This window comes from Cylindrospermum sp. FACHB-282 (assembly GCF_014697195.1).
Lineage (GTDB): Bacteria > Cyanobacteriota > Cyanobacteriia > Cyanobacteriales > Nostocaceae > Cylindrospermum.
Map to the genome: position 1 here is coordinate 73,992 of NZ_JACJRJ010000001.1, position 20,890 is coordinate 94,881.

Here is a 20,890-nt window from a genome sequence, read left to right on the forward strand (position 1 = left end):
GATAGTTTAATTATTCCGTAAGATAGAGACAAAAATAAATATATAGCTAGATTATATCTAATTTTTTGCTTCTGTTTATTTAAGCAGTACCCAAAGCATTTGGTAATTTTTATTTAACTGCATATTCAGCTATTTTCTCTATCTTTTGATTTTTTTGATTTATCTCATTTGATGGAGATAAATGTAAAGAGGAATTGATAACTTAGATACAGATTAGATTTTTGAGTTTTGAGGCAGTTTATGAATATTATTGCATGGATAGTTTTAGGTCTATTAGCTGGTGCGATCGCTAAAGCAATTTATCCAGGTTATCAAGGCGGCGGCATCCTCTCCACAATGATTTTGGGTATTATCGGCGCTTTCGTTGGTGGCACTGTGTTTACGCTTATCCGAACAGGAACCCTACAAATTACGGCGGCTGGTGCTGGTTTAAGCATTCCTGGTCTTTTAGTTGCTATCATCGGCGCAATGATTGCCATCTACCTGTGGGGACTGTTGAGAAGAAGCAGCAATGCCTAACATTAGATATTAAGAAGAGGAATTGATTTGCTAAGTGCAAGATTTCGTAAATTCTGATATTTATAATCCGAGATTTATAACTTGTAGTTGCCCTATTCTCGCTCAAAGGCAACTATAAGAAGGAGCAAGTATCAAAATTTAGGAAAAACTGCACTAATTCCTCTAACAAATAGCCAAAAAATCTTGTATCGAATCATTTAGTGGAGAAAAATAAGCGGATGTTTTTTCACAAAAAAGAACCGATTCATGCAGTCAAGGTTAGTGAAGCTAACCCTCGTTTTGCTCAGTTACTTCTAGAGCAGTTCGGCGGAGCAACTGGAGAACTATCAGCGGCTCTGCAATATTGGGTGCAATCCTTTCATGTCGAAAATGCGGGAATTCGCGATATGCTCCAAGATATTGCTATCGAAGAATTTGGGCATTTAGAGATGGTTGGTAAGCTGATCGAAGCTCATACCAAAAATATCGATCAAACAGAGGCTTATAAAAGTACTCTCTTCGCCGTTCGCGGAATTGGCCCCCATTTTCTTGATAGTCAAGGTAATGCTTGGACTGCAAATTACTTGAATGAGGGTGGGGATGTGGTGCGTGATTTACGTGCTAATCTGGCGGCAGAAGGTGGCGCTCGTCAAACTTATGAAGCGTTGATTAAGCTAGCCTCAGATGAGGGAACTAAAGAGACTTTGGTTCATTTGTTAACGCGAGAGATTTCTCATACCAATATGTTTATGAAGGCTCTAGATTCCTTGGGTAAGTTGACTGATCCTTTCTTTGGCAATGTTCAACCTGACGAAACTGTTGCGCTTTATTACAACCTCTCTACAAACGGAAATGCTCAGGATGACCGTGGCCCTTGGAATTCTGAACCAACATTCAAATACATCGCTAATCCCTTAGAGACTCATTCCTAAATTAATAGCGGGTTATAGATGGATACAATGCCGCTGGTATTGATGAGGGTGGGGTATTTTTCCACCCCAAATTTTATGAATCCCCCAGCTTCTAGCCGTCTACTTACCCAAAAGTCCTCTAAAACCTCAAAGAGTCCCGACGGAAAGCCCTCTCCTTGATAAGGAGAGGGACAGGCAAAGCGAAAGCAGAACCAGGGTGAGGTTTTGTTTCCTCGGTTCGATAAACCAGAAATTGCATTAGACATAGCAGTAAAAATTAAATATGCATTATCCAGAACCCTTGTAGAGACGTTCCATGAAAATGAAACCCCATTCCTCATAAGTAGTTTGTATATATAAGATTAGTTTTAGTTTGTCAATTCTGCTTGACAAACTGTAATAATTCCGTTAAATTTATTTACATAAGCTAAAAAACAAAAAAACCTATGTACACCACTATTAACGAAAACGGTATTCTAAATAACTACGCAAATGAACCAAAGATGTACTATGCTACCTTCCCCAGTCAAGAGCAGCAAATTCGTTACGCTCTGGGTGGTGCAGTAGCTGGTTTATTCGTCACCGCGATAATTTTAGTTGCCTTAGGCGTTAGCTAAAAAAACAGATTTCCATATCGCTATCTCTAATTGAGATTAATCTTCTCCCAACTACCTCGGCCATCAAGCTGAGGTTTTTTGTTACTGCTGGGTGGTAAATTAGGAATTTTGACAGCAAGGGCATAACAGCAAGGATAAATGGGTTTGCCATGCTAGAAAAAACCTCCTCCTGAGAAGGTACACTGCATTGCTAAACTAACCATTGTCCTGTGTTCAATCTGTTATTACTAAAAAGCCATTAGCTGAGGTAGCAATTATGACAAAGTATGATAAGATATTCAACTCAAAAGAAACCTCCGAAGAATCACTGAGTCCAGAAGAAGCCGTAGCTGCGATCGCAGTCATCACTGCACTTGCTGAGTCCACCGTTGACGAAGTAGAAGCAGAACGCTTAGTCATTAACCTCTGGGAATTCGAGGTTTTTGAGGAATATTCAGAAGATGAAATTGCCGAAATAGTCGATAGACTTCTAGGCATTGCCGAAGATGAGGGACTTGGGGCCCTGTTTAATACCGCCAGTGCCAGCCTCTCTGATGAATTAGTGCTTGATGGTTTTGCTGCTGGGGTCATCATGGTTTTAGACGAAGAAAAACTGATTATCCCCAAACAAAAACAGCCTTATCTCAAAAAGCTACAAGCAGCCTTGGAACTTGAAGAGGGGGAAGCAGAAGAAATTATCCAAGAGGTAATTGCCGCTTTTCAAGAAGCAGAAAATGAAGAATTCGCAGAAGATGAAGATGAAACATTAATCATCGAAGACTTTAGTCAACAGGTGTATGAGTCACCTTTGGGGAATTTTACAGTGCCAATTCCGGTTGATGCTGAACAAGGAGGTAGGGTTCAAAGTCAAGATGGCGTAGTCGGTTTTTCTGATGACTTCGGCACGTTGCTGAGAATTGATTATTATCCTCTCCCACCAGAACAGTTAGAGGAAATGGAGTCTACTGGACAGGAAGAATATCTCCAATCAATTCTCATAGAAAAGTATGTACCCCAGGCGATTTTTGCCCATGTACCAGGTGCTGAGGTCAAGCATACCGAATATCTGGAAGAAACCTGGGAGGGGTCTTACTATGCCTTAGTTGATATGCCCAAAGGTTCGACAATCTCCAAGCAAGAAAATAACGGAACTGCCATCAGATTAGATGCATACCGAGGGCTACTGGCTTTGGTAAATGGGGAATTTTTGTATATAGTTAGCAGCCAGCGCAGCTTTTTTAATGGCGACACTCCCGGTACTCTTGAAGAAGAAGCCGAAGAAATCAAGGATAATATTTTAAACTTTTTGGAGACCATAGAGTTTAATTAGGCTGAATATTTTTGTCTCTAGCAAGGGGCAATGTCTGAGAACAAACCCCCTTGTTTAATCTGGCAATTTTTCTAATAATTAAAAACACTTTCTTTCTCTATACTCAATACTGCTTAGAGCTTAACCGAACCGTATTAGAAGTATCTGGGCTAGTTACCATCCTTTAACTAAATCTCAGAAACGGCTTTGGCGGTACAGTTGCTGCCGAATTGAATATTTGAAAAAGCTAAAATAATACTCATGTCTGAGAAGACTGCAATAACTGTCGCATATATTGAGCAGATACATTCTCAGGAAAAACATTTAAAAAGTCATTTAGGTCTTGGATAGCTGCACGGATACCCTCCAAAGAAGCACCTTGAGATAAAGCATATCGATATAATTTCTCCACTGGTTGAGTATACTGAGCAGCCAAATAGTAAAGGGCTAAGTTAAAGGTATTATGCCAGTCTTGATGATCTTGTTCGTAATGCTGTTTAGCAAGCTTAATAGCAACAGCAAGGTCAGCCCTTGCTTTATCTGCTTGATTCAGGGTTTGATAGGCTAAAGCGCGAGCATACAAATACTTATCATCGTTACATTTTAAGTTGATAGCGTGGTTGAAATCTACAAGAGCTTCATTGTATTGCTGAAGTATCAGGTAAGTATAACCCCGATTTTTCAGCGACCAGTGGTCTTTTGGGTCAAGTTCAACAGCACGTCCCAAGTCTTGTAGTGCTTCATTGTAGCGCTGCATTTGGCGATAAATAAAACCCCGACGTGCCAGCACCCATTGGTAATTAGGGTTAAATTCAATGTTGCCGTCTAAGCCTTGGGGTGCTTCATTGTAGCGCTGCATTTGGCGATAAATAAAACCCCGAAATCCCGTTGCTGGTGTCCATTGGTAATTGGTATTAAGTTCAATGGCACGGTTTAAGTCTTGCAGTGATTCATTGTAGCGCTGCATACGTCGGTAAGTATCACCCCGACTGGCGATCGCCCATTGGTAATTGGGGTCAAGTTCAATAGCACGATTTAAGTCTTGCAGTGATTCATTGTAGCGCTGCATCCAGCAATAAGTTACACCCCGATGTGCTAGCACCCATTGGTCATCGGGGTCAAGTTCAATAGCACGGTTTAAATCTTGCAGTGCTTGATTGTAGCGGTGCATGAGGCGGTAAGTCACACCTCGACTGGCAATCGCCCATCGGTAATTAGAATCAAGTTCAATGGCGCGGTTAAAGTCTTGCAGTGCTTCATCGTAGCACTGTATATAGCAGTAAGTCTCACCTCGGACTGTTAAATACTCAGCCTTTTCAGGCGCTAACTTTATAGCCTCGGTTAAATCTTCCAGAGCTTTTGAATATTGATGAGATTGAGAGTAAATATAACTACGCCAGTCTAAAGCTACTACACGCCACTTGTCCTCAAGACTAGCATCGCTCAACAGTGTTGTGAGCATTTCAGGGGCAGCTGAATAGCGTTTTTCTTCATAAGCTTTTAACCAATTGGTTAGCTTCTCACCCCAACGCTGAACTTCACCATAATCCGCATCTTTACCAGCCTGACACATTGTTGTTGCCCAATCTTGGGCAAAAGCGCGTTGATTTTTGAGAGCAGCAAGGAATTCATTGAGAGCTAGAGGCAAGTGCTTTTGTGGTGATTGGCACAAGCGGTGATATAAAACGTTAAGCTTATGGCTTTGCCAGGTTTTATCCTGCCAGGCTTTTACTTCCTTCAATTGCAACTCATGACCCAGCCTGTCGTAGTAATTTGCTAGCTTGCTATGCAGGTCAGCCCAACCTTGCGGTGATGAAAGGCGTTTATGGCGTAACATTTGCATTTTAACGACATCATGATAAGCCCAGCCATCAGTACGCTCGTTCACAAAGGATGTTTCTTTCAGCCAACTAAACAGCGCATCAGCTTCTTCTTCTCCTCTCAACTGAGCTACAATATCCCGATTCAAACACCGAGGAATGGCAGCATCAAGGGCTACTTGTCGCCTTTTGGGTTCATCAATCCATTTTAAAAAGCGTTCTACTGCATTGCTGCTTGGTTCAACTACTTGGTTGGGGTCGTTGGGATGAGCATCTGCTAGCATTGCCACCAGCAACGGCAAATTTCCAGCAAGGCGTAAAATCACTTCGATAACGCGACTGTTAGTAATTCCTTTACGAGTTAGATATAGTTGGGCTTCTTCCTCTGTAAATGGTTCTAAAGGAAAACGAACTATTAACCCCTCGTAGGGTGTCCAATAGTTTCTATCTAACTCTTGCCGACCAGTAATGGTTATCAATATATTGAGAGACACTGCACCGTAGTGACCCTGTATAATTTCCTGTAGCCAGTTATCTAAAAATTCTCCAGTGCGCTCATAAGTATCAAAAAACAGAGCAACACCAATCTTTTCTGCCACTTTAGAAATATCTTGCAAAAACAGAGGAGTTAGAACCTCTACAGGTTCTTGGACTAAAAGTATTTCGTTGTTATTCGTCAATTTTTTAGCCACATAAGATGCCCATTCGCCAGCTTGCGTAGCTACAGCATCTTCGTCTACAAAGTCAAATACAGCACCGCCAACGGGAATTCCACGGCCCAGACGTACACCAGCTTTAACTACAGTTTTTCCGACAAAAGCAGAAAAGCCTTGAGGAGCTTCTGGATCGGTTTCTAATTCTAGACACTTCTGGCGGTAAACTTTGTAGCGTTCAGTGAACTGCGCCAGTTTGTGACCTTGCCGTTCCAACTCCTCAGCTAAACGATTCATTACTTGTGGGACACTTTTCTCAGCTTCATCAATGTAAGCCGTGATAATTTTTGCTTCCTCCGCAATCTTGCGAAACTGCCGTAACAGGGTAGTTTTACCAACCCCACCTTGACCCCAAATATTAAACAGAAAGCGACGACGATCATCTTCAATTGGTAATTCCAGATTGTGGCGAAATTGCTTCACTTGGTCTTCACGACCTACAAAACCTGATTGTTGACGTTGCTTAAGAATATCTTGTAGGCTTTTAGGCTTGTTTTGGGAGTTGCTCACAGGATTGGGTTTTCAGGTGTTTATACTTATACAGTAACTACTATCTAGGTGTAAAATCAACGAAGCTTTATTTATTGTCTTGTAAAGCCTGAAAACCTTGCTGTAATAAAAAACTGGAGTTTAGACTAAATCTGTCTTCTATAGCTTTTAGTCTAAACTCCAGTCTGGCGCTATGTTGATTTTAGCCATAAGCGCACTATTCAAAAATTTTGAATTACAGCAGATTCGAGGTTTATGAGGTACACTGACCGATTCAAATTCAAGTTTTAAAACCACCTTCTGAAATTGGTGTACCTCACTTACTTCAAAAGTGCTGTAAAAAAATATTTAATTAATTTTGAATTTTGAATTGGAGCGAAGCGACGGTCATGGTCAATCACGTCAAAATTGCTCCACCCATCAACCGCTCATACCGATATTTCAATTCTTCTTTCATCAAACGCCAACGGTCTAAAGTTGCATCTGTTTCTATTACCTTCTCCGCTGCTTGTCGGGCTAAGATTAATACTTCCTCATCTTCCACCAAACTGGCTAAAGTAAAATCTGCTACTCCAGATTGGCGAGTTCCCAGCACTTCCCCAGGGCCGCGAAAACGCATATCCATTTCTGAGATGAAAAAGCCATCTTGGGACTGTTCCAACACCTTCAGCCTTTGTTGCGCTTCGGGACTTCGAGAACTGCTCATCAGCAAACAGTAGGACTGCGCTGCACCCCGACCGACACGCCCCCGTAATTGGTGCAGTTGTGATAAACCGAATCTCTCTGCATTTTCAATGAGCATTACAGTGGCGTTAGGCACGTCTACACCAACCTCAACCACGGTGGTAGAAACTAAAATTTGCGTTTCGTTATCGCGGAATTTGGTAATCGATTCATCCTTTTGGGCTGAACTCATGCGACCGTGCAACAATCCCACTTGAAAGTCGGGGAAAATGCTTTCTTGTAACTTTTGATGCTCCTCTACAGCCGATCGCAAATCGAGTTTTTCTGATTCTTCCACCAAGGGCAAAACCACATAAATTTGCCTACCTTGGGCAACTTCTCGGCGCATTAAATCGTAAGCTTGGGGGCGTTCCTGACCAGATAAAACCGTTGTTTGAATCTTTTGCCGTCCTGGTGGTAACTCATCAATTTGGCTCACATCCAAGTCACCATGTACCGTCAATGCCAGTGTCCGGGGAATAGGAGTGGCGGTCATAGTTAACACATGGGGTTGCTCGCCTTTTTGCTGCAACTTCGCCCGTTGTTGTACCCCAAAGCGATGTTGTTCATCAATCACCACTAACCCCAGTTGCTGGAAGTTTACCGGGTCTTGAATTAAGGCATGAGTTCCCACCAGCAGGGGTAATTCACCGGTTTCTAACTGGGAGTGAATTTGTCGCCTTTTAACAACTTTAGTGGAACCTGTCAGCAATTCCACGGGTAAATGCAGCAGGTTAAACCAGCTTACTAACTTGCGATAATGCTGTTCTGCCAAAACTTCAGTAGGAGCCATTAATGCCGCTTGGTAGCCAGATTGAATTGCAGCGAGGATAGCTACCACAGCAACGACGGTTTTACCCGAACCCACATCTCCCTGCACCAAACGATTCATCGGTGTAGATTTTTGCAAATCGTTGAGGATATCATTGATTACTCTTTGCTGGGCGCCGGTGAGTTGGAACGGTAGTATTTTGTTGAATTTTTCTAATAGCTGACCTTTGGGAGCAAGGATAGCGCTAGTTTGGATTTGTCGTGCTTGCTGCTGTCGTTGCAGTAAACCGAGTTGGAGATAGAAAAATTCGTCAAAGACTAGGCGACGACGGGCAACTTTGAGGGTGTCGCTATCTTCGGGGAAGTGGATGTTGGCGATCGCATCCTTCAATTCCATCAAACCATACTTCTGGCGTAAACCACTGGGCAAAGGATCTTTCATCTGAGCCGCAGAAGGCAAAGCAGCAATTACCGCCTGTCGTACCATATTCGCCACCACACCCTCAGTTAGAGCATAAATCGGCACTACCCGCCCAATGGTCAGGGAATCAATCGTATCTCCTGGATGTGCCAAAACTTCTAGTTCTGGGTTATCCAACGTCAAGCCGTATTTACTTCCTTTCACCAATCCACAAGCCGCCACCACACTACCCACAGGATAACGGCGTTTTAAACTTTCCTGCCATCCGCGACTGCTAAAACGCGCACCAGCGTAAAAACGCCCAACTTTGATTTCGCCAGTGTTATCTTTCAGTATCAGTTCTAAGATTGATAATTTCTTATTTTTAGGGCTAGTAAAAAAGTTACAACGCTTCACCGTCGCTATTATTGTTACTGTTTCACCTCCCTGCAACTCACGGATATTCACCTGACGCGCATAGTCAATGTGGTCGCGGGGATAGTAGAATAGCAAATCACGCACAGTAGATAAACCCAGACGCGCCAAATTTTCAGCTTTTCTGATGCCAATTTCTGGCAAATCGCTGATTTTTTGGTCTATTTTTGGGGCAAGTCTTTGACTAATATCAGGGATAATTTGAGATTTGGGATTTGGGATTTTGGATTGATAAGTTTTCCCCTCTTCCTCTACTCCCTTGCTTAAGAGCTCACCCTGATCTTTTTGGTCTTTTTGCAGTTCGTAGAGATACCTGCGAGCCTCGGCTACTAAATGTTGTCTCTCTTCAACTCCCAAATTTGGATAGTCAACAAACTTCACCGCTAACTCTTGCCAGCGGCGCCGTTCAGTAGGGGGTAAAACTGTGGGGAATTTACCGAAAGTTAGGCTGAGAAACTCACTAAAGCGGTATTGCTTACCCACCAAATCTGTAAAGCCATGTTCAGCCTCTATTCCCAAGGCTTTATGCAATCGTATCCAATCCGGTGTGTCATTAGTCATTGGTCATTAATCATTAATATTGAGACAAAGGACAAAAGACTAATCTTCAAACCAACTGGCACGCCATGCGGCTTCAGCTTCAGCTACCATAAGTTCTCGCTGCCTTTTTTGATACTCCCGTCCTAGCTTGTTGAGTTGAACTAAGATATTCCGAATCTGCTTGCGTGCTGATAAAAGTGTCATGTCAGCAAATTCAATTTCTCCCAGCCGCAGGTTAATAGCCATGATTTGTGTCAGGCTAGAATCTTCTGACTCCTGCTCATTTTCAATTTCAATTACTAAGTTTAATAGGTTGGGTGGTCCTGGTATGACTTCAGCAGAGGCTTCAGATACAGCTGCCGCCGCCGCTAAAATAGGTTCTGGTAATTTTTTGGGTAAAACCCCAGCTTTTTGTAATAAAACATTAGCATTATGGGAGACTTTCTTGAGTATATCCTGGGTTGCTTCCTCCAATTCTTGTTGCCATTCTGCTAGTTCCATCGGGTCAGAGAGGTCACTAAATTTTGGATTGCTTCTACTCTCCTCAACTTCTTCAACTTCCTCAACTTCTTCAACTTCTTCAACTTCTTCAACTTCCTCAACTTCCTCAACTTCTTCACTTTTCATATAAGTGAGCAATTCCTCAGCTGCCTGTTGACTCAACTTGCGGACAGCTTGTTGCAATTTTTGCCGCTGATTCAACGACAAACTCAGGAAATTTTCCGCATATCCCTGGGTACAGAGGTGGTAAGTTGCCAGAATCAACTGTTTGGATAGGGCTTGCCCCAAGGTGACTAAATAACTAGCATAAGCGCTTTGGAGTTCTGTTGCGATCGCCCCAATAGCCTCTTTCAGCACTGCAATATCCCGCTCAATTCGCTCGATTGCTCTCGCCATATCTTCTTGTTATTGTCCATCTGCACCTTATTATGGTACAAATGTACGATTTTTTGTGAAAAGAATTGTCTAGAAAAACTTAGATTTTGCCTGACAAATTGGGGATGATCCTCCCTTCAGGTGGATTTACCTGGACAAAACCCCCAATAAAATACAGGCCAGCATAGTTTGCATGACCTGTCTCAAAACAGTTATTAGTCAAGAGTCTATAGCCCATAGTTAAAACCATCATAATTTATTGATTTTTAACTAATGACTAATGACTAATGACTAATGACTAATTTACTTAGTACCCATTTGTGCAGCAACTTCATCAGCAAAGCTAATTTCTTGCTTTTCAATGCCTTCGCCTAGCACAAAGCGGACAAAGCGACCCACTTGGATATCTTCGCCTATTTGACGCTTGACTTGCTTGACCAGGTCTTCCACGGAGATGCTTTGATCACGGATGTAAGGCTGATCTAGCAAAGTCAGTTCTTTCAGGCGTTTTTCAATCCGTCCCTGAACAATCTTTTCTTTGATGTTCTCTGGTTTGTTCGCTAAATCATCCCGCCCCATTTCCACATCTTTTTCTTTTTGGGCAACTTCAGCAGGGATTTGGTCTAAAGACACAAACTCGACATTTGGACAAGCTGCAACTTGCATCGCTGCGTTCCGTGCCAAGGCTTGGAACTCTTCGTTAACAGCGGCTGAATCAGTTTCAGAGTTGAGTTCGACTAACACACCAACTCGACCGCCAGTGTGAATGTAGCTGTCTACTATACCTGATGTGCCTTTGGCGATCGCAAAATTGACAAAGCGCCGTACCTGAATATTTTCTCCCAGGGTAGCAATAACTTGCTTAATGGCTTCGTCTACAGTAACGCCGGCATTGTCAATATAGGGTTGAGCTAGCAAAGACTCCACACTATCAGCCGTTGCTGCTTGCTTGGCTAGGCTTTTAACCAAAGCTTTAAAAGCATCATTACGGGCAACAAAATCGGTTTGGCAGTTGACTTCTATGAGTACACCCACCTGGCCACCTGGCTTAATGTAGGTATCTACTAGACCTTCTGCCGCAATGCGATCGCTTTTTTTACCCGCCGAAGCAATGCCCTTTTGTCGCAGCCAATCTCCGGCTTTTTCTATATCGCCGTCAGTTTCTTTCAGCGCCTTTTTGCAGTCCATCATGCCGGCACCAGTTTTTTGGCGTAGCTCTTGGACGAGTTTTGCAGATATTTCCGCCATGTTGCCTCAATTCCTAACTTGACATCGAGTTGTAATTGCTCACTAGTGTGAAACAGTTGCCCATCAATCTATAAAAATCTAGTTTTGTTTGCTGGCTTTTAAGTACAATTACTCAAGATAAAGCAGCCATAAAATCAGTGTTGAGTACTTCTATCTTACTCACGAGAATGCCAAGTATGAAGTGATGAAGCAACTTTGATTTTAACTTCATCCTTCATCTGATAAAAAAATGCTAACAATTGCTCACATTTTCTTCCTAATAATGTTAGCACTCTCCCCTTCTGAGTATCTCCTGGGTCGCTAATCGGCGGTTAGAAACCGCAACTACACAAACAAAACGCAAAGTGGCATCCGGTCGGGAAGGCCACCTGCGTGGGTTTCAAACATCTAGTTTTTCCTTAGTCCAGGTCGGTGGACTTTGTTTGTATGGCCGCGATTTCTCATCCCCTTGGCTCTAAGTTGAAACTCATGGGTGCTGACGACATCCGACAGTTATTTATGCTTCTTCTTCATCACCATCGGGAATCAGGGCGTCAGTATACTCCGTTTCTTCGTAGTCGTACTCATCGCCTTCGTATTCTTCGTAATCTTCTTCACCTTCCAGCTGACCATGACGCCCTTCATAAATGGCATCCGCCAATTTACCGACAATCAGCTTAATTGACCTGATGGCGTCATCATTAGCTGGGATGGGAATATCAACTACATCTGGGTCACAGTTTGTATCTAACATAGACACAATCGGAATTCCCAGTTTTTGGCATTCTTGAACTGCGTTATACTCCCGTCGTTGGTCTACAATTACCACGACATCGGGCACTTTCCGCATAGTTTTAATGCCGCCCAAGTATTTCTGTAGCTTCGCCATTTCCCGACGCAGCATCGAAGCTTCTTTTTTTGGCAATAAATCTAGGGCGCCGGTTTCTTCGCGGCGTTCCAAATCTTTCAGCCTGTCTGCTCTGGTTTTAATGGTCGCCCAGTTGGTCAGCATTCCGCCTAACCAACGTTGGTTAATGTAGTGAGAACCACAACGGCTAGCTTCTTGGGCAATAATTCCGGCTGCTTGGCGCTTAGTACCCACAAACAGGAATTTTTTACCCTGCTCTGATTGCGATCGCATATAGTTATATGCCGCATCCATCAATTGGGCAGTTTGCACCAAGTCGATGATGTGTACACCATTGCGGGAAGTGTAGATGTAAGGAGACATCTTCGGGTTCCAACGTCGGGTTTGGTGCCCAAAGTGAACCCCTGACTCCATCATTTGAGCCAACGAAACAACTGGCATATTTTTTAACTCCGATTCGGGTTAAACCTCCACCCAGGCGTATTTCCCATAAGGAAACACCCGAATTCCCGGATGTGCGAGATTAATGAACTTTTCTAGGGTAGCACAATAATGCTGGCTGTGAAGGGAAGCCTAGATTTTTCAGTGATTGGGAAATTTGCTAAAAGGCGCTTTTTGTTTAAACAACATTTTTTAGCCATTCAAACGGCTTTTTTCTGATTTTTTTATTTGTTTATTTTTGAATTTTGAATTGTTTAAAGTTCATATCTCTTGCCATAGCCTTAAATACCCCATTACTAGCTTTTAATATCTTCCAAGTGTCCCCTGACGCTTAACCTCCTTTTCAGCAACCCAAAAAACCAAAAGACCCAAGATTAAATATCCCATTCCATTAAACAAGGCAATAGCAAGCTCATGCCAGTCTAAATTTGAATTACGTACCATTATATGCCGCAGTATCACCGTGCCTGGTATCATGGGCAGCACTGGGCCCAAAAACCGGAGCGGTTGGCTCCAACTCTCAGGGGGAAATGCCAGCAAAAGTAATAATCCAAACCCAAGCAGCCCCAGCAATTGCTGCACACGTTTAAACAGCAACGCCAAAGCTCCCATTGAGAAAGAAATACCATAAGCTCCCAGTAAAACTGTAATTAGCGGCAAAATCAGACTCGGCGAAAAATGTAGCTGACGTCCAGTAAAAAATGTAATCACCAGCAAAACAGCTACAACCAAAACTAGATGTATTGTCAGGCTAGCAAATGCTCGCGCTAGCAAAATCATCGGGGCGCCGTATGGAGAAAGGAAGAGTTGCTCTAGTGTGCCAATCTGCGCCTCCGTTTGTAGCCCAAGAGAAATATTATTGACAGTAAATATTACTAAATTCCAAAGTACATACCCAAACACAATTGCATCCAATCGAGTACCAAACTGCATACTAGAACCAGCAATATAGCGAGCGCTAAGGAACAGCCCATAAAACAAAACAGTAATAGTAATCACTGCGGCAATTGCATCAAGCGGATAGCGGGTAAACTCTATCCAGACACGTTTAAGTTCGGCTTGGAACAGTTTAAGCATCACTGTTTTCTCGCAGTAGTTCTAAGTATATTTGCGTTAGATCAGCCTGTTCCTGTTTGACTTGCACTAGAGGCAAAGGATTAAGTACTTCTAATATCTGATATAGCCCTTGTGGCGTTCCCGAATAACCAATTTGTTCATCAACAACTGTTGCTCCTAATGCCAAAATTTTGTTAATTCGCCCTGAATCTAACTGTTCTTGAATGTTGATGATATATGTAGAGTCAGAAAATCGCCTGATAATTTCTTGAGTTGGTTCCAAAGTTATAAGCTTGCCATTTTGAATAATAGCTACCCAATCTGATAACTCTTCCGCCACTTCAATTTGATGCGTAGTCAGCAGTACAGCGCAGCCTTCTGCGGCCACCTCACGAACTAAACCTTTAACTTCCTGGCTTGCTTCTGCATCCAGCCCCAAAATAGGCTCATCTAACAGCAATAGTCGGGGATGGTGAACTAAAGCCACTGCAATAGCTAATTTTTGCTGCATACCGCGAGAAAGCCCTTGAACCGGAGTGCGACGCTTATGCAGAAGTCCAAATCGCTCCAACATATAAATACCTTGTTGATAGGCAACTTTACGGTTCAAGCCTCTTAAAATACCAAAATACTCCAGGTTTTCTTCCGCAGTCAGCTGCCAGTAGAGGTTACGCGTTCCTTCTAAGACTGCACCCAATCTCCGCAACGCTTGCGGTTGGCGATGAGGATCAAAACCTTCAATTTTCACCCAACCCCTATCAGGCTGAATGAGACCGGCAATCATTTTAATGCTGGTTGTTTTACCTGCTCCATTATGACCAAGAAAAGCCAATATTTCTCCAGCATTAATGCTAAAAGAAACCCCACGCACTGCTTCAACTAGCTTTCCATGCTGTCGGTATGCTTTTTGCAGGTTATGTGTCTCTAGTACCGTCATGGGTTTTATCAAATGTAAATAATAAATGATCTCGCCATCACAAAAGTTCTTATAAAAGTGATGAAGAAAATAAATATCGAGTTTACACAAGCCAATACTTGAAATCTTCGCTTTAGATTGTAATTTGTCTCGCAACTCTTAACGCAACACTGGCTTTACAAATATAATTCAGTCCTAAGGATATTACTCCTATACTTTAGACATATTAAAGTCTAGTGTTAGAATAAATCAGCCCTATTTTTACTTGCTTTATATTTCCAGAGAGAGAGCTTTCTATAATTTATTGTTGGATGGATATAAAGAAAACTTCCCTCAGGGGATATAAATACTGGTAGTAGCTCATTGCATTTTAATATCAGCCTTACTAAAAAGCATATAATTTATTGATTAAATCAGCTAAAAGTATAATTTTAGTCAAAGATACTAAAAGAAATTATGCATAATCACAGCCTATTAACTTTCCCAAAATCAAGCTAGCTTACACTAGCAATTTCTCCTTAATCTCGTAGATTCAAGCTAAATTGTTGGAGAAATGATATTAGAAATCATTTCTTATTTATTTATAAAACTTATTCTCTATAGTATTTTTTACTTTATTTCTTAAGTAAGAAAGCAAAAAAAAAAGTTTTTTTTGATGAACCAAAAAAATAAATACTGCTAAATTAAAAAGTAGGCGGTTGAAAAATAATAGTTATCGAGCAAAAAATTATTTGTCGTCATGTCAACTAAGTTTGCTAACTTAGGTCAAGGCTTGTCATCCAAGGATTTCTAATAGCTTAAATATGCAGGCTAAGTTTAGGCTATAAACAATTAGTTGAAGTCAAAGCTTTTTCGAGTTAGTACAGTGTCCGCGTCATCGGAATATTGACATCAAGTTTTGCTTGCAGACAAATATTTTAGTTACTTACTAACTGACTTTTTCAACCGTTCATAACAGAAACAAGGGAGTAAAAATGGCGATGGTTGCAACTAAATATTTGCTGAATACAGATGAAATCCGGCAAATTCAAATGTTAATGGCTCTGCTTTTGTGTATACCGCCTCAAAGTAAATTGCGCGAGGTGTTCGACAGGGCATTAGCAGCTTCAGAAAGTCAAACATTGAATAGAATCAAACCATGTACCGATGCGAGTATAGCTGGTTTAAGAGATTGGTTTGAATCTCTGATGATTCAAGGAGGACTGACACCGGAAGAACAAAGTTTGCTGGATTGGCAAAGTAATTCAGATAATATGTCCGCAGCTATTAAGGAGTTTACTTCCATTCAAGACAAGACAAATCTGAAGATTAGCTTCCAGCAAAAATCCTAAGCTGGAACTTAGTCAAGTCGATCAATTTGGAGGTGTTTTATGTCTACTACCACTCTTGAGAAATCATCTGTAGATTACCTTGAGCAGTTATTTAACCAAGCTGCAATTGATGCAGAATTCAGTAGTGAACTTTCGAGAAATCCTGAAGTATTTGGCATCTCAAATGATGTCAAAATGGTGCTACCACCATCAGTTGAAATGCAAGATCAGTCCTTTTTTGAATTGTTCAATGATGCTTTGGGTGAACTCAACCAAATCGTAGCTTGTGCAAGTACTTGTAGCGCAAAGATTTTCACCATCGTCTGTGACGGATCGACGAAGTAATGATATGTCACATATTAGTTTTTGAGGTAATAGCCTCATAAGCTATATCCAGGCTAGCAACACATTTAATACCGTGATGCTAGCCTAGTTTATTTATTTTTTGGCTTCTGTTTAGAGGCTAGCCGCAAATTTAATTATAGTCCAATACGGTTTGGTTAAGGCTTAAGTTTTTATCAAAGTCAATTTTTTGAACCAACCGCAAAGGACGCATGCGCGCAGCGATGCCCGTTGGCGTAAGCCTGCCGTTAGGCATAGGGCTGTAGAACGCAAAGAAAGAGAAGGAAGAAGTACTGAGCCGTATTTAATTATAGTCGCTGTATAACTATGTTTGATAATTCTCTGCTACTGGAAATTGCCAGCCGTGCTAGTAATCTAGTTGAGCGTACTCTCATCGTTCAAAAATTAGCTAATAATCAAGGGCAGATAATATTTACTACAGATATTAGCCCTTTCGATTATTGGAATATTAAGAAGCTATCTGGTAAATTATCTGGACAGTTAATCAAGGATTCTTATCAGCGAGGGACAGTTAATATATCGATTATTGATGATCTACAAAAACTATTGCTTGATTATAAATTATATCAATTAAATTTACACCAATTGTCTGATGACCAGAAGTTAGAGTTTACTAAACCACATATTAAATGGTTGCAAGTATATCAAGCAGCTTTGTTAACATTAGACCTACCGAGAGATAACTTTTATGTTACTGACTGGTACGAACCAGAAATTTATTATGGCAATTTTGCGAAAGTTTGTGAACCTTTTCTCCGGCTAATACAAAATGAATTGCAGTCCTTATGTGATGCGGTTAATGTATCTCCAGACCAATATAAAATAAATCCGCAAGTAGTCACAGATATTCAACTACAGTTTCTAAATCGTTTTGATATGTCCTTAGCTTGGGCACTGGAGGCAGATATTAATGTTTACTGCTCTCGAAACCAAATTACTAAAGCGCCTGATGCTGTTGATGCATATATCGATTATCTAGAAAAAACCTTTAAAAATAAACAAGATTATCATTGCTTTTATTACAAGTTTCCAGTGCTGGCAAAAACCCTAGCTCAAGCCACCAAATTTATCTGCGATTTTGGCGAAGAACTCATACAACGTTTAACAAGTGATGCTAATGAAATTAGTACTACTTTCTTTGGTAACAAACAACTTTCCCAAATAAAATCCTTTAATTTGGGTAAATCTGACTACCATGCTGGCGGCAAAAGTGTTGTCATTGTTGAACTAGAACTAGATAACTCAGAACTAGCAACTATTGTTTACAAGCCTCGTTGTATTAAGTCTGAAGCGGCTATGCAAGGTTTGTTAGCAGCTTTGGCTAAAAATAAAGTTGTTGAATTTGCTAGTTATCAAGTGCTTTGTAAAGATGGCTATGGTTATGCAGAGTTTATTCCCTCCAATAGAACTTATGTCCAAGAAGAGGAGAAAATACAGAGATTTTATCAACAATTAGGGGGATATTTAGGCATATTTCATATATTAGGTGGTAGTGATCTGCATTATGAAAATATTCTTGTTGCTGATGGTAATGCCTTCATTTGTGACTGCGAAACTGTTTTGGAAGTAGTACCGCCAGGGAGGGATTTATTCTCAGATACAGTGTTTGATTCTGTATTTAAAACAGCTTTGCTGGCATGGCCTCGTGACAATGCAAGCGATAACAGTATTGATACCAACATCAGCGGCTACAGTGGCGGTGAATCTTACCAAATACCATTTGCTATCCCCACAATTAATCAGCACCGTATGTCATTAGCTCTAGCCGTTGAACATCAAGTTGGTGTTTTCGTTGAGCTAGAAGCGACGAATCGAATATATTATAACGGTCAGCTAGTGAGGCCGCAAGATTATAAAAATTGTATTGTCGAAGGTTTTAACCAAGTTTATGACTGGTTTCAAGAAAATTCTACTACAGCCATAACGCTGATCACAGAATTATTTACACCATCGTTAGTGCGCTTTATCAATTGGGGTACAGAAGCCTATGGGAAGTTAATTGTCTCAGCTAGACATCCAAAATGCCTCGCCGAACCATTGGAAGTGGATTTGCTGTTTCACAGTTTAATCGTACATCGGCGGCAATGGGACAAGGAGGGCAAGTTAGCTGATTTGGAATTAGCGGGAATGTGGCAATTAGATATTCCCCTATTTACAGCAAAGGCAACTAGCTGTGATGAGTTGATTTATAACTACCAACAATCATTACCAGAAACTTTGGCGATTTCACCCTTGGATAATGCAATTAGAAGGATTCAGAAATTATCTTCAGAAAACCGCAACCGCCAAAATCACTATATCTATACCAGCTTGTCCACTGAAGAGATTAATAGCCCACATTTCATTGCTGCTGCTGTTAATTATGCCCAGCAAATAGCGTTGCAGTTATGCGAGATGCTTCAACCTCCATCTAGTAAAGCTCCTTGGACAAACTACGAATTTACAGCCTTGGGAAAACGCCAGGTGAATATCAGGGGAGATTTGTACGACGGTACAGCAGGAATTTGCTTATTTTTAGCTTACCTGGATGCAATTCAACCACAGCCAGAATTTCGCCAAGTGGCAGAGCGATCGCTATTGTATTCTATAGAGCAACGCAACACTACATTAATTGGCGCATTCCAAGGCGAGACGGGCTTGATTTACTTGTTGACGCATCTAGCCCAGCTATGGAATCAACCGCAGTTGCTCGATTTGGCTGTGGAATTGACTGATGAGTTAATACCGCGTATTAGCCAAGACCATTATTTTGATATTCTGCATGGCGTCGCTGGGATTATTCCTGTGATGCTCAGTCTAGCAGAGGCTACTTCTGGTAAAGGCATCGATTGCGCTCATCTGTGTGCTCAACACTTACTACAACACGCGATTTGTCAGGGTAATACACTCAGTTGGCGCCATCATCAACAGGGGAACGTCCAAGGAAATTTGACAGGCTTTTCTCACGGTGCGGGGGGAATTGGTTGGGCGCTAATTTTGCTTGGTTGTCACACTAACCAACCTGAATATATAGAAGCAGGTCGCCAAGCTTTTGCTTATGAAGCCACCCAATTTGATGCCGTTCACCTTGATTGGTATGACTTACGCACCTCAGTGATGACAGCAGACCCCAATGAACCACATTTTGCTAATGCTTGGTGTAATGGTGCAGCGGGTATTGGTTTGAGCCGTATTGCTAGTTGGGCAACTTTAGGGAAAACAGATGATGATATATTGAGCGATGCTTACAGGGCACTAAATGCAACTTTACGTAATTTTCAAGCATTGGGAAATGATACTTTGTGTCATGGAAAAGCAGGTAATGCCGAGCTATTATTGCGGTTTTCTCTGTTGAGAAATGAACCTTCTTTTCAAATGGAAGCTAATGTACAAGCTCAGGCACAGTGGCACAATTTTGAAAAGGCTCGTTGTTGGATTTGCGGGACTGGAGGTAATGATATATCTCCCGATTTAATGCTGGGATTGGCAGGTATTGGTATGCACTTTTTACGTTTAGCTTATCCGCAACGTGTGCCTTCACCTTTGTTACTTGACCCGCCACCTAAATAAAAATAATATAGCAACTAATGTATCTCCAAATGTGGAAGTATTAAGTTTTTTGGGGATTGAAGTTTTTTTAAACTAAGGGAAAACCAACTATGTCCAAAGAAGCTGTTTTGCAGTTTTATCAATTTGTCTTAAATTCGCCAGCATTAAAAGACAATTTTAGCGCCATCACTGGATTGCCAGAGTTGATTAAGCTTGGGGCAAAGTATAACTACATTTTTAATCAGGAAGATATCGCGGAAGCATCTGCTATTTATGCTCAAAAAAGCAGCGAAACTGAAGATAAAAATGGTCAAATAGGGCTGTTTAAAAAAACTGATGCTGATTTCAGCGAGAAACATTCTCAGTTTTACCACTATGAATTTAAATTTTCGGATGTTTCAGGTTTTGAAGAAATAGATCAGGAGATAGAAAAGCTCAAAATTAAACCGAGTACAGTGGATATGGAGTTATATGAAAAAAGCTTTCGAGATGAAGATTTTAATTTTGCCTCGATATCTCCTGACTCTCCTGAATTTAAACAGCAGTATGATGAAATTATGAAGCCTTGTTTTGATTCAAAAATCTCTTTACCAGAACATGAATACACACAGCGTCAATTTCACTTAATTAATCTGGATCTTCATGTTGATCATTTGCTCTATGAAGATTATTTAATGACAAAAGTTAGATTAGTTAAGCTACTCGAAAAATTGTTTGGATTTGAAATTAAGTTCTCTGGCAGCTTATGGTATCCACCAAATGCTTATAGATTATGGCACACTAATGAAAATCAACCAGGCTGGAGGATGTACCTAATTGATTTCGATGAGTTTGAATCAAACTCAGAAAGTCAGGCTTTTTTCCGCTACATGAACCCCCAAACTAAAGAGTTAGTTACTATTGAAGATAAACCTAAATTGATCAGGTTTTTTAAGGTAGAGCAAGAGGAAGATAAATTATTTTGGCATTGCATTGTTAATGCAACAAAATTTAACAGATGGAGTTTTGGGTTTCTTGTTTCTGATGACTGGATGGATAATTTTTTGCTAAGAAATAGCAATAAAAAGTAGGTGATGGTGAATAGCTATTTTCTCGGTAGA

Annotated in this window: 16 protein-coding genes; 8 read left to right on the top strand and 8 right to left on the bottom strand. The window is 41.1% G+C overall.

Annotated features, from left to right (window positions below; all coding sequences use genetic code 11):
- Window positions 1-240: 240 nt before the first annotated feature.
- The gene (locus H6G32_RS00310; protein ID WP_190453156.1) at window positions 241-519 is read left to right on the top strand and encodes a GlsB/YeaQ/YmgE family stress response membrane protein; all 279 of its coding nucleotides are present in this window, start codon (window positions 241-243) and stop codon (window positions 517-519) included.
- Window positions 520-737: 218 nt separating this feature from the next.
- Window positions 738-1,430 (top strand): manganese catalase family protein, encoded by a 693-nt coding sequence (locus H6G32_RS00315; protein WP_190453159.1) that lies wholly within the window; start codon window positions 738-740, stop codon window positions 1,428-1,430.
- On the opposite strand, the gene H6G32_RS00320 is transcribed toward H6G32_RS00315, so the two are convergent.
- Window positions 1,427-1,675, bottom strand: coding sequence for a hypothetical protein (locus H6G32_RS00320; RefSeq protein WP_190453163.1), 249 nt, complete (start codon window positions 1,673-1,675; stop codon window positions 1,427-1,429). The genes H6G32_RS00315 and H6G32_RS00320 overlap by 4 nt on opposite strands.
- 180 nt (window positions 1,676-1,855) lie before the next feature.
- Here H6G32_RS00320 and psb34 point away from each other — a divergent pair, with 180 nt between their 5' ends.
- Complete coding sequence (gene psb34 / locus H6G32_RS00325) at window positions 1,856-2,026, top strand: photosystem II assembly protein Psb34 (RefSeq protein ID WP_190453166.1); 171 nt, start codon at window positions 1,856-1,858, stop codon at window positions 2,024-2,026.
- A 256-nt stretch (window positions 2,027-2,282) separates the two neighbouring features.
- Window positions 2,283-3,335 carry a hypothetical protein gene (locus H6G32_RS00330; RefSeq protein WP_190453170.1) on the top strand — a complete coding sequence of 351 codons (1,053 nt, stop codon included), beginning with the start codon at window positions 2,283-2,285 and terminating at the stop codon, window positions 3,333-3,335.
- A gap of 238 nt (window positions 3,336-3,573) precedes the next feature.
- Here the strand turns inward: H6G32_RS00330 and H6G32_RS27210 are convergent, their stop codons facing one another.
- The 7 genes from H6G32_RS27210 to H6G32_RS00365 all read right to left on the bottom strand — a co-directional run bounded on the left by H6G32_RS27210 (window position 3,574) and on the right by H6G32_RS00365 (window position 14,610).
- On the bottom strand, window positions 3,574-6,357 hold the full coding sequence (locus tag H6G32_RS27210) for a tetratricopeptide repeat protein (RefSeq protein WP_190453174.1): 2,784 nt from the start codon (window positions 6,355-6,357) through the stop codon (window positions 3,574-3,576).
- A gap of 376 nt (window positions 6,358-6,733) precedes the next feature.
- Window positions 6,734-9,226, bottom strand: a complete 2,493-nt coding sequence (recG, locus tag H6G32_RS00340; protein WP_190453175.1) for an ATP-dependent DNA helicase RecG — start codon at window positions 9,224-9,226, stop codon at window positions 6,734-6,736.
- Between the two features lie 39 nt (window positions 9,227-9,265).
- The gene (locus tag H6G32_RS00345) at window positions 9,266-10,102 is read right to left on the bottom strand and encodes a hypothetical protein (protein WP_190453178.1); all 837 of its coding nucleotides are present in this window, start codon (window positions 10,100-10,102) and stop codon (window positions 9,266-9,268) included.
- Window positions 10,103-10,384: 282 nt separating this feature from the next.
- Entirely contained in the window at window positions 10,385-11,329 is a 945-nt protein-coding gene (gene tsf / locus H6G32_RS00350) for a translation elongation factor Ts (protein WP_190453180.1), read from the bottom strand.
- Between the two features lie 496 nt (window positions 11,330-11,825).
- Complete coding sequence (rpsB, locus tag H6G32_RS00355) at window positions 11,826-12,617, bottom strand: 30S ribosomal protein S2 (RefSeq protein WP_190453182.1); 792 nt, start codon at window positions 12,615-12,617, stop codon at window positions 11,826-11,828.
- Between the two features lie 303 nt (window positions 12,618-12,920).
- Complete coding sequence (locus H6G32_RS00360; protein WP_190453183.1) at window positions 12,921-13,694, bottom strand: ABC transporter permease; 774 nt, start codon at window positions 13,692-13,694, stop codon at window positions 12,921-12,923.
- Window positions 13,687-14,610, bottom strand: a complete 924-nt coding sequence (locus tag H6G32_RS00365; protein ID WP_190453185.1) for an ABC transporter ATP-binding protein — start codon at window positions 14,608-14,610, stop codon at window positions 13,687-13,689. The genes H6G32_RS00360 and H6G32_RS00365 overlap by 8 nt, the downstream gene beginning before the upstream one ends.
- A gap of 959 nt (window positions 14,611-15,569) precedes the next feature.
- On the opposite strand from H6G32_RS00365, the gene H6G32_RS00370 reads away from it, so the two are divergent.
- From H6G32_RS00370 to H6G32_RS00385, 4 genes are all read left to right on the top strand, one after another.
- A complete protein-coding gene (locus H6G32_RS00370) occupies window positions 15,570-15,920 on the top strand; it encodes a DurN family substrate-assisted peptide maturase (RefSeq protein ID WP_206757955.1) in 351 nt (116 codons plus the stop codon).
- A gap of 39 nt (window positions 15,921-15,959) precedes the next feature.
- Window positions 15,960-16,244, top strand: coding sequence for a cinnamycin family lantibiotic (locus H6G32_RS00375; protein WP_190453189.1), 285 nt, complete (start codon window positions 15,960-15,962; stop codon window positions 16,242-16,244).
- Between the two features lie 324 nt (window positions 16,245-16,568).
- Complete coding sequence (locus H6G32_RS00380) at window positions 16,569-19,811, top strand: type 2 lanthipeptide synthetase LanM family protein (RefSeq protein WP_190453191.1); 3,243 nt, start codon at window positions 16,569-16,571, stop codon at window positions 19,809-19,811.
- 89 nt (window positions 19,812-19,900) lie between these two features.
- Window positions 19,901-20,860 carry a Nif11-like leader peptide family natural product precursor gene (locus H6G32_RS00385; protein ID WP_190453193.1) on the top strand — a complete coding sequence of 320 codons (960 nt, stop codon included), beginning with the start codon at window positions 19,901-19,903 and terminating at the stop codon, window positions 20,858-20,860.
- Window positions 20,861-20,890: the final 30 nt, after the last annotated feature.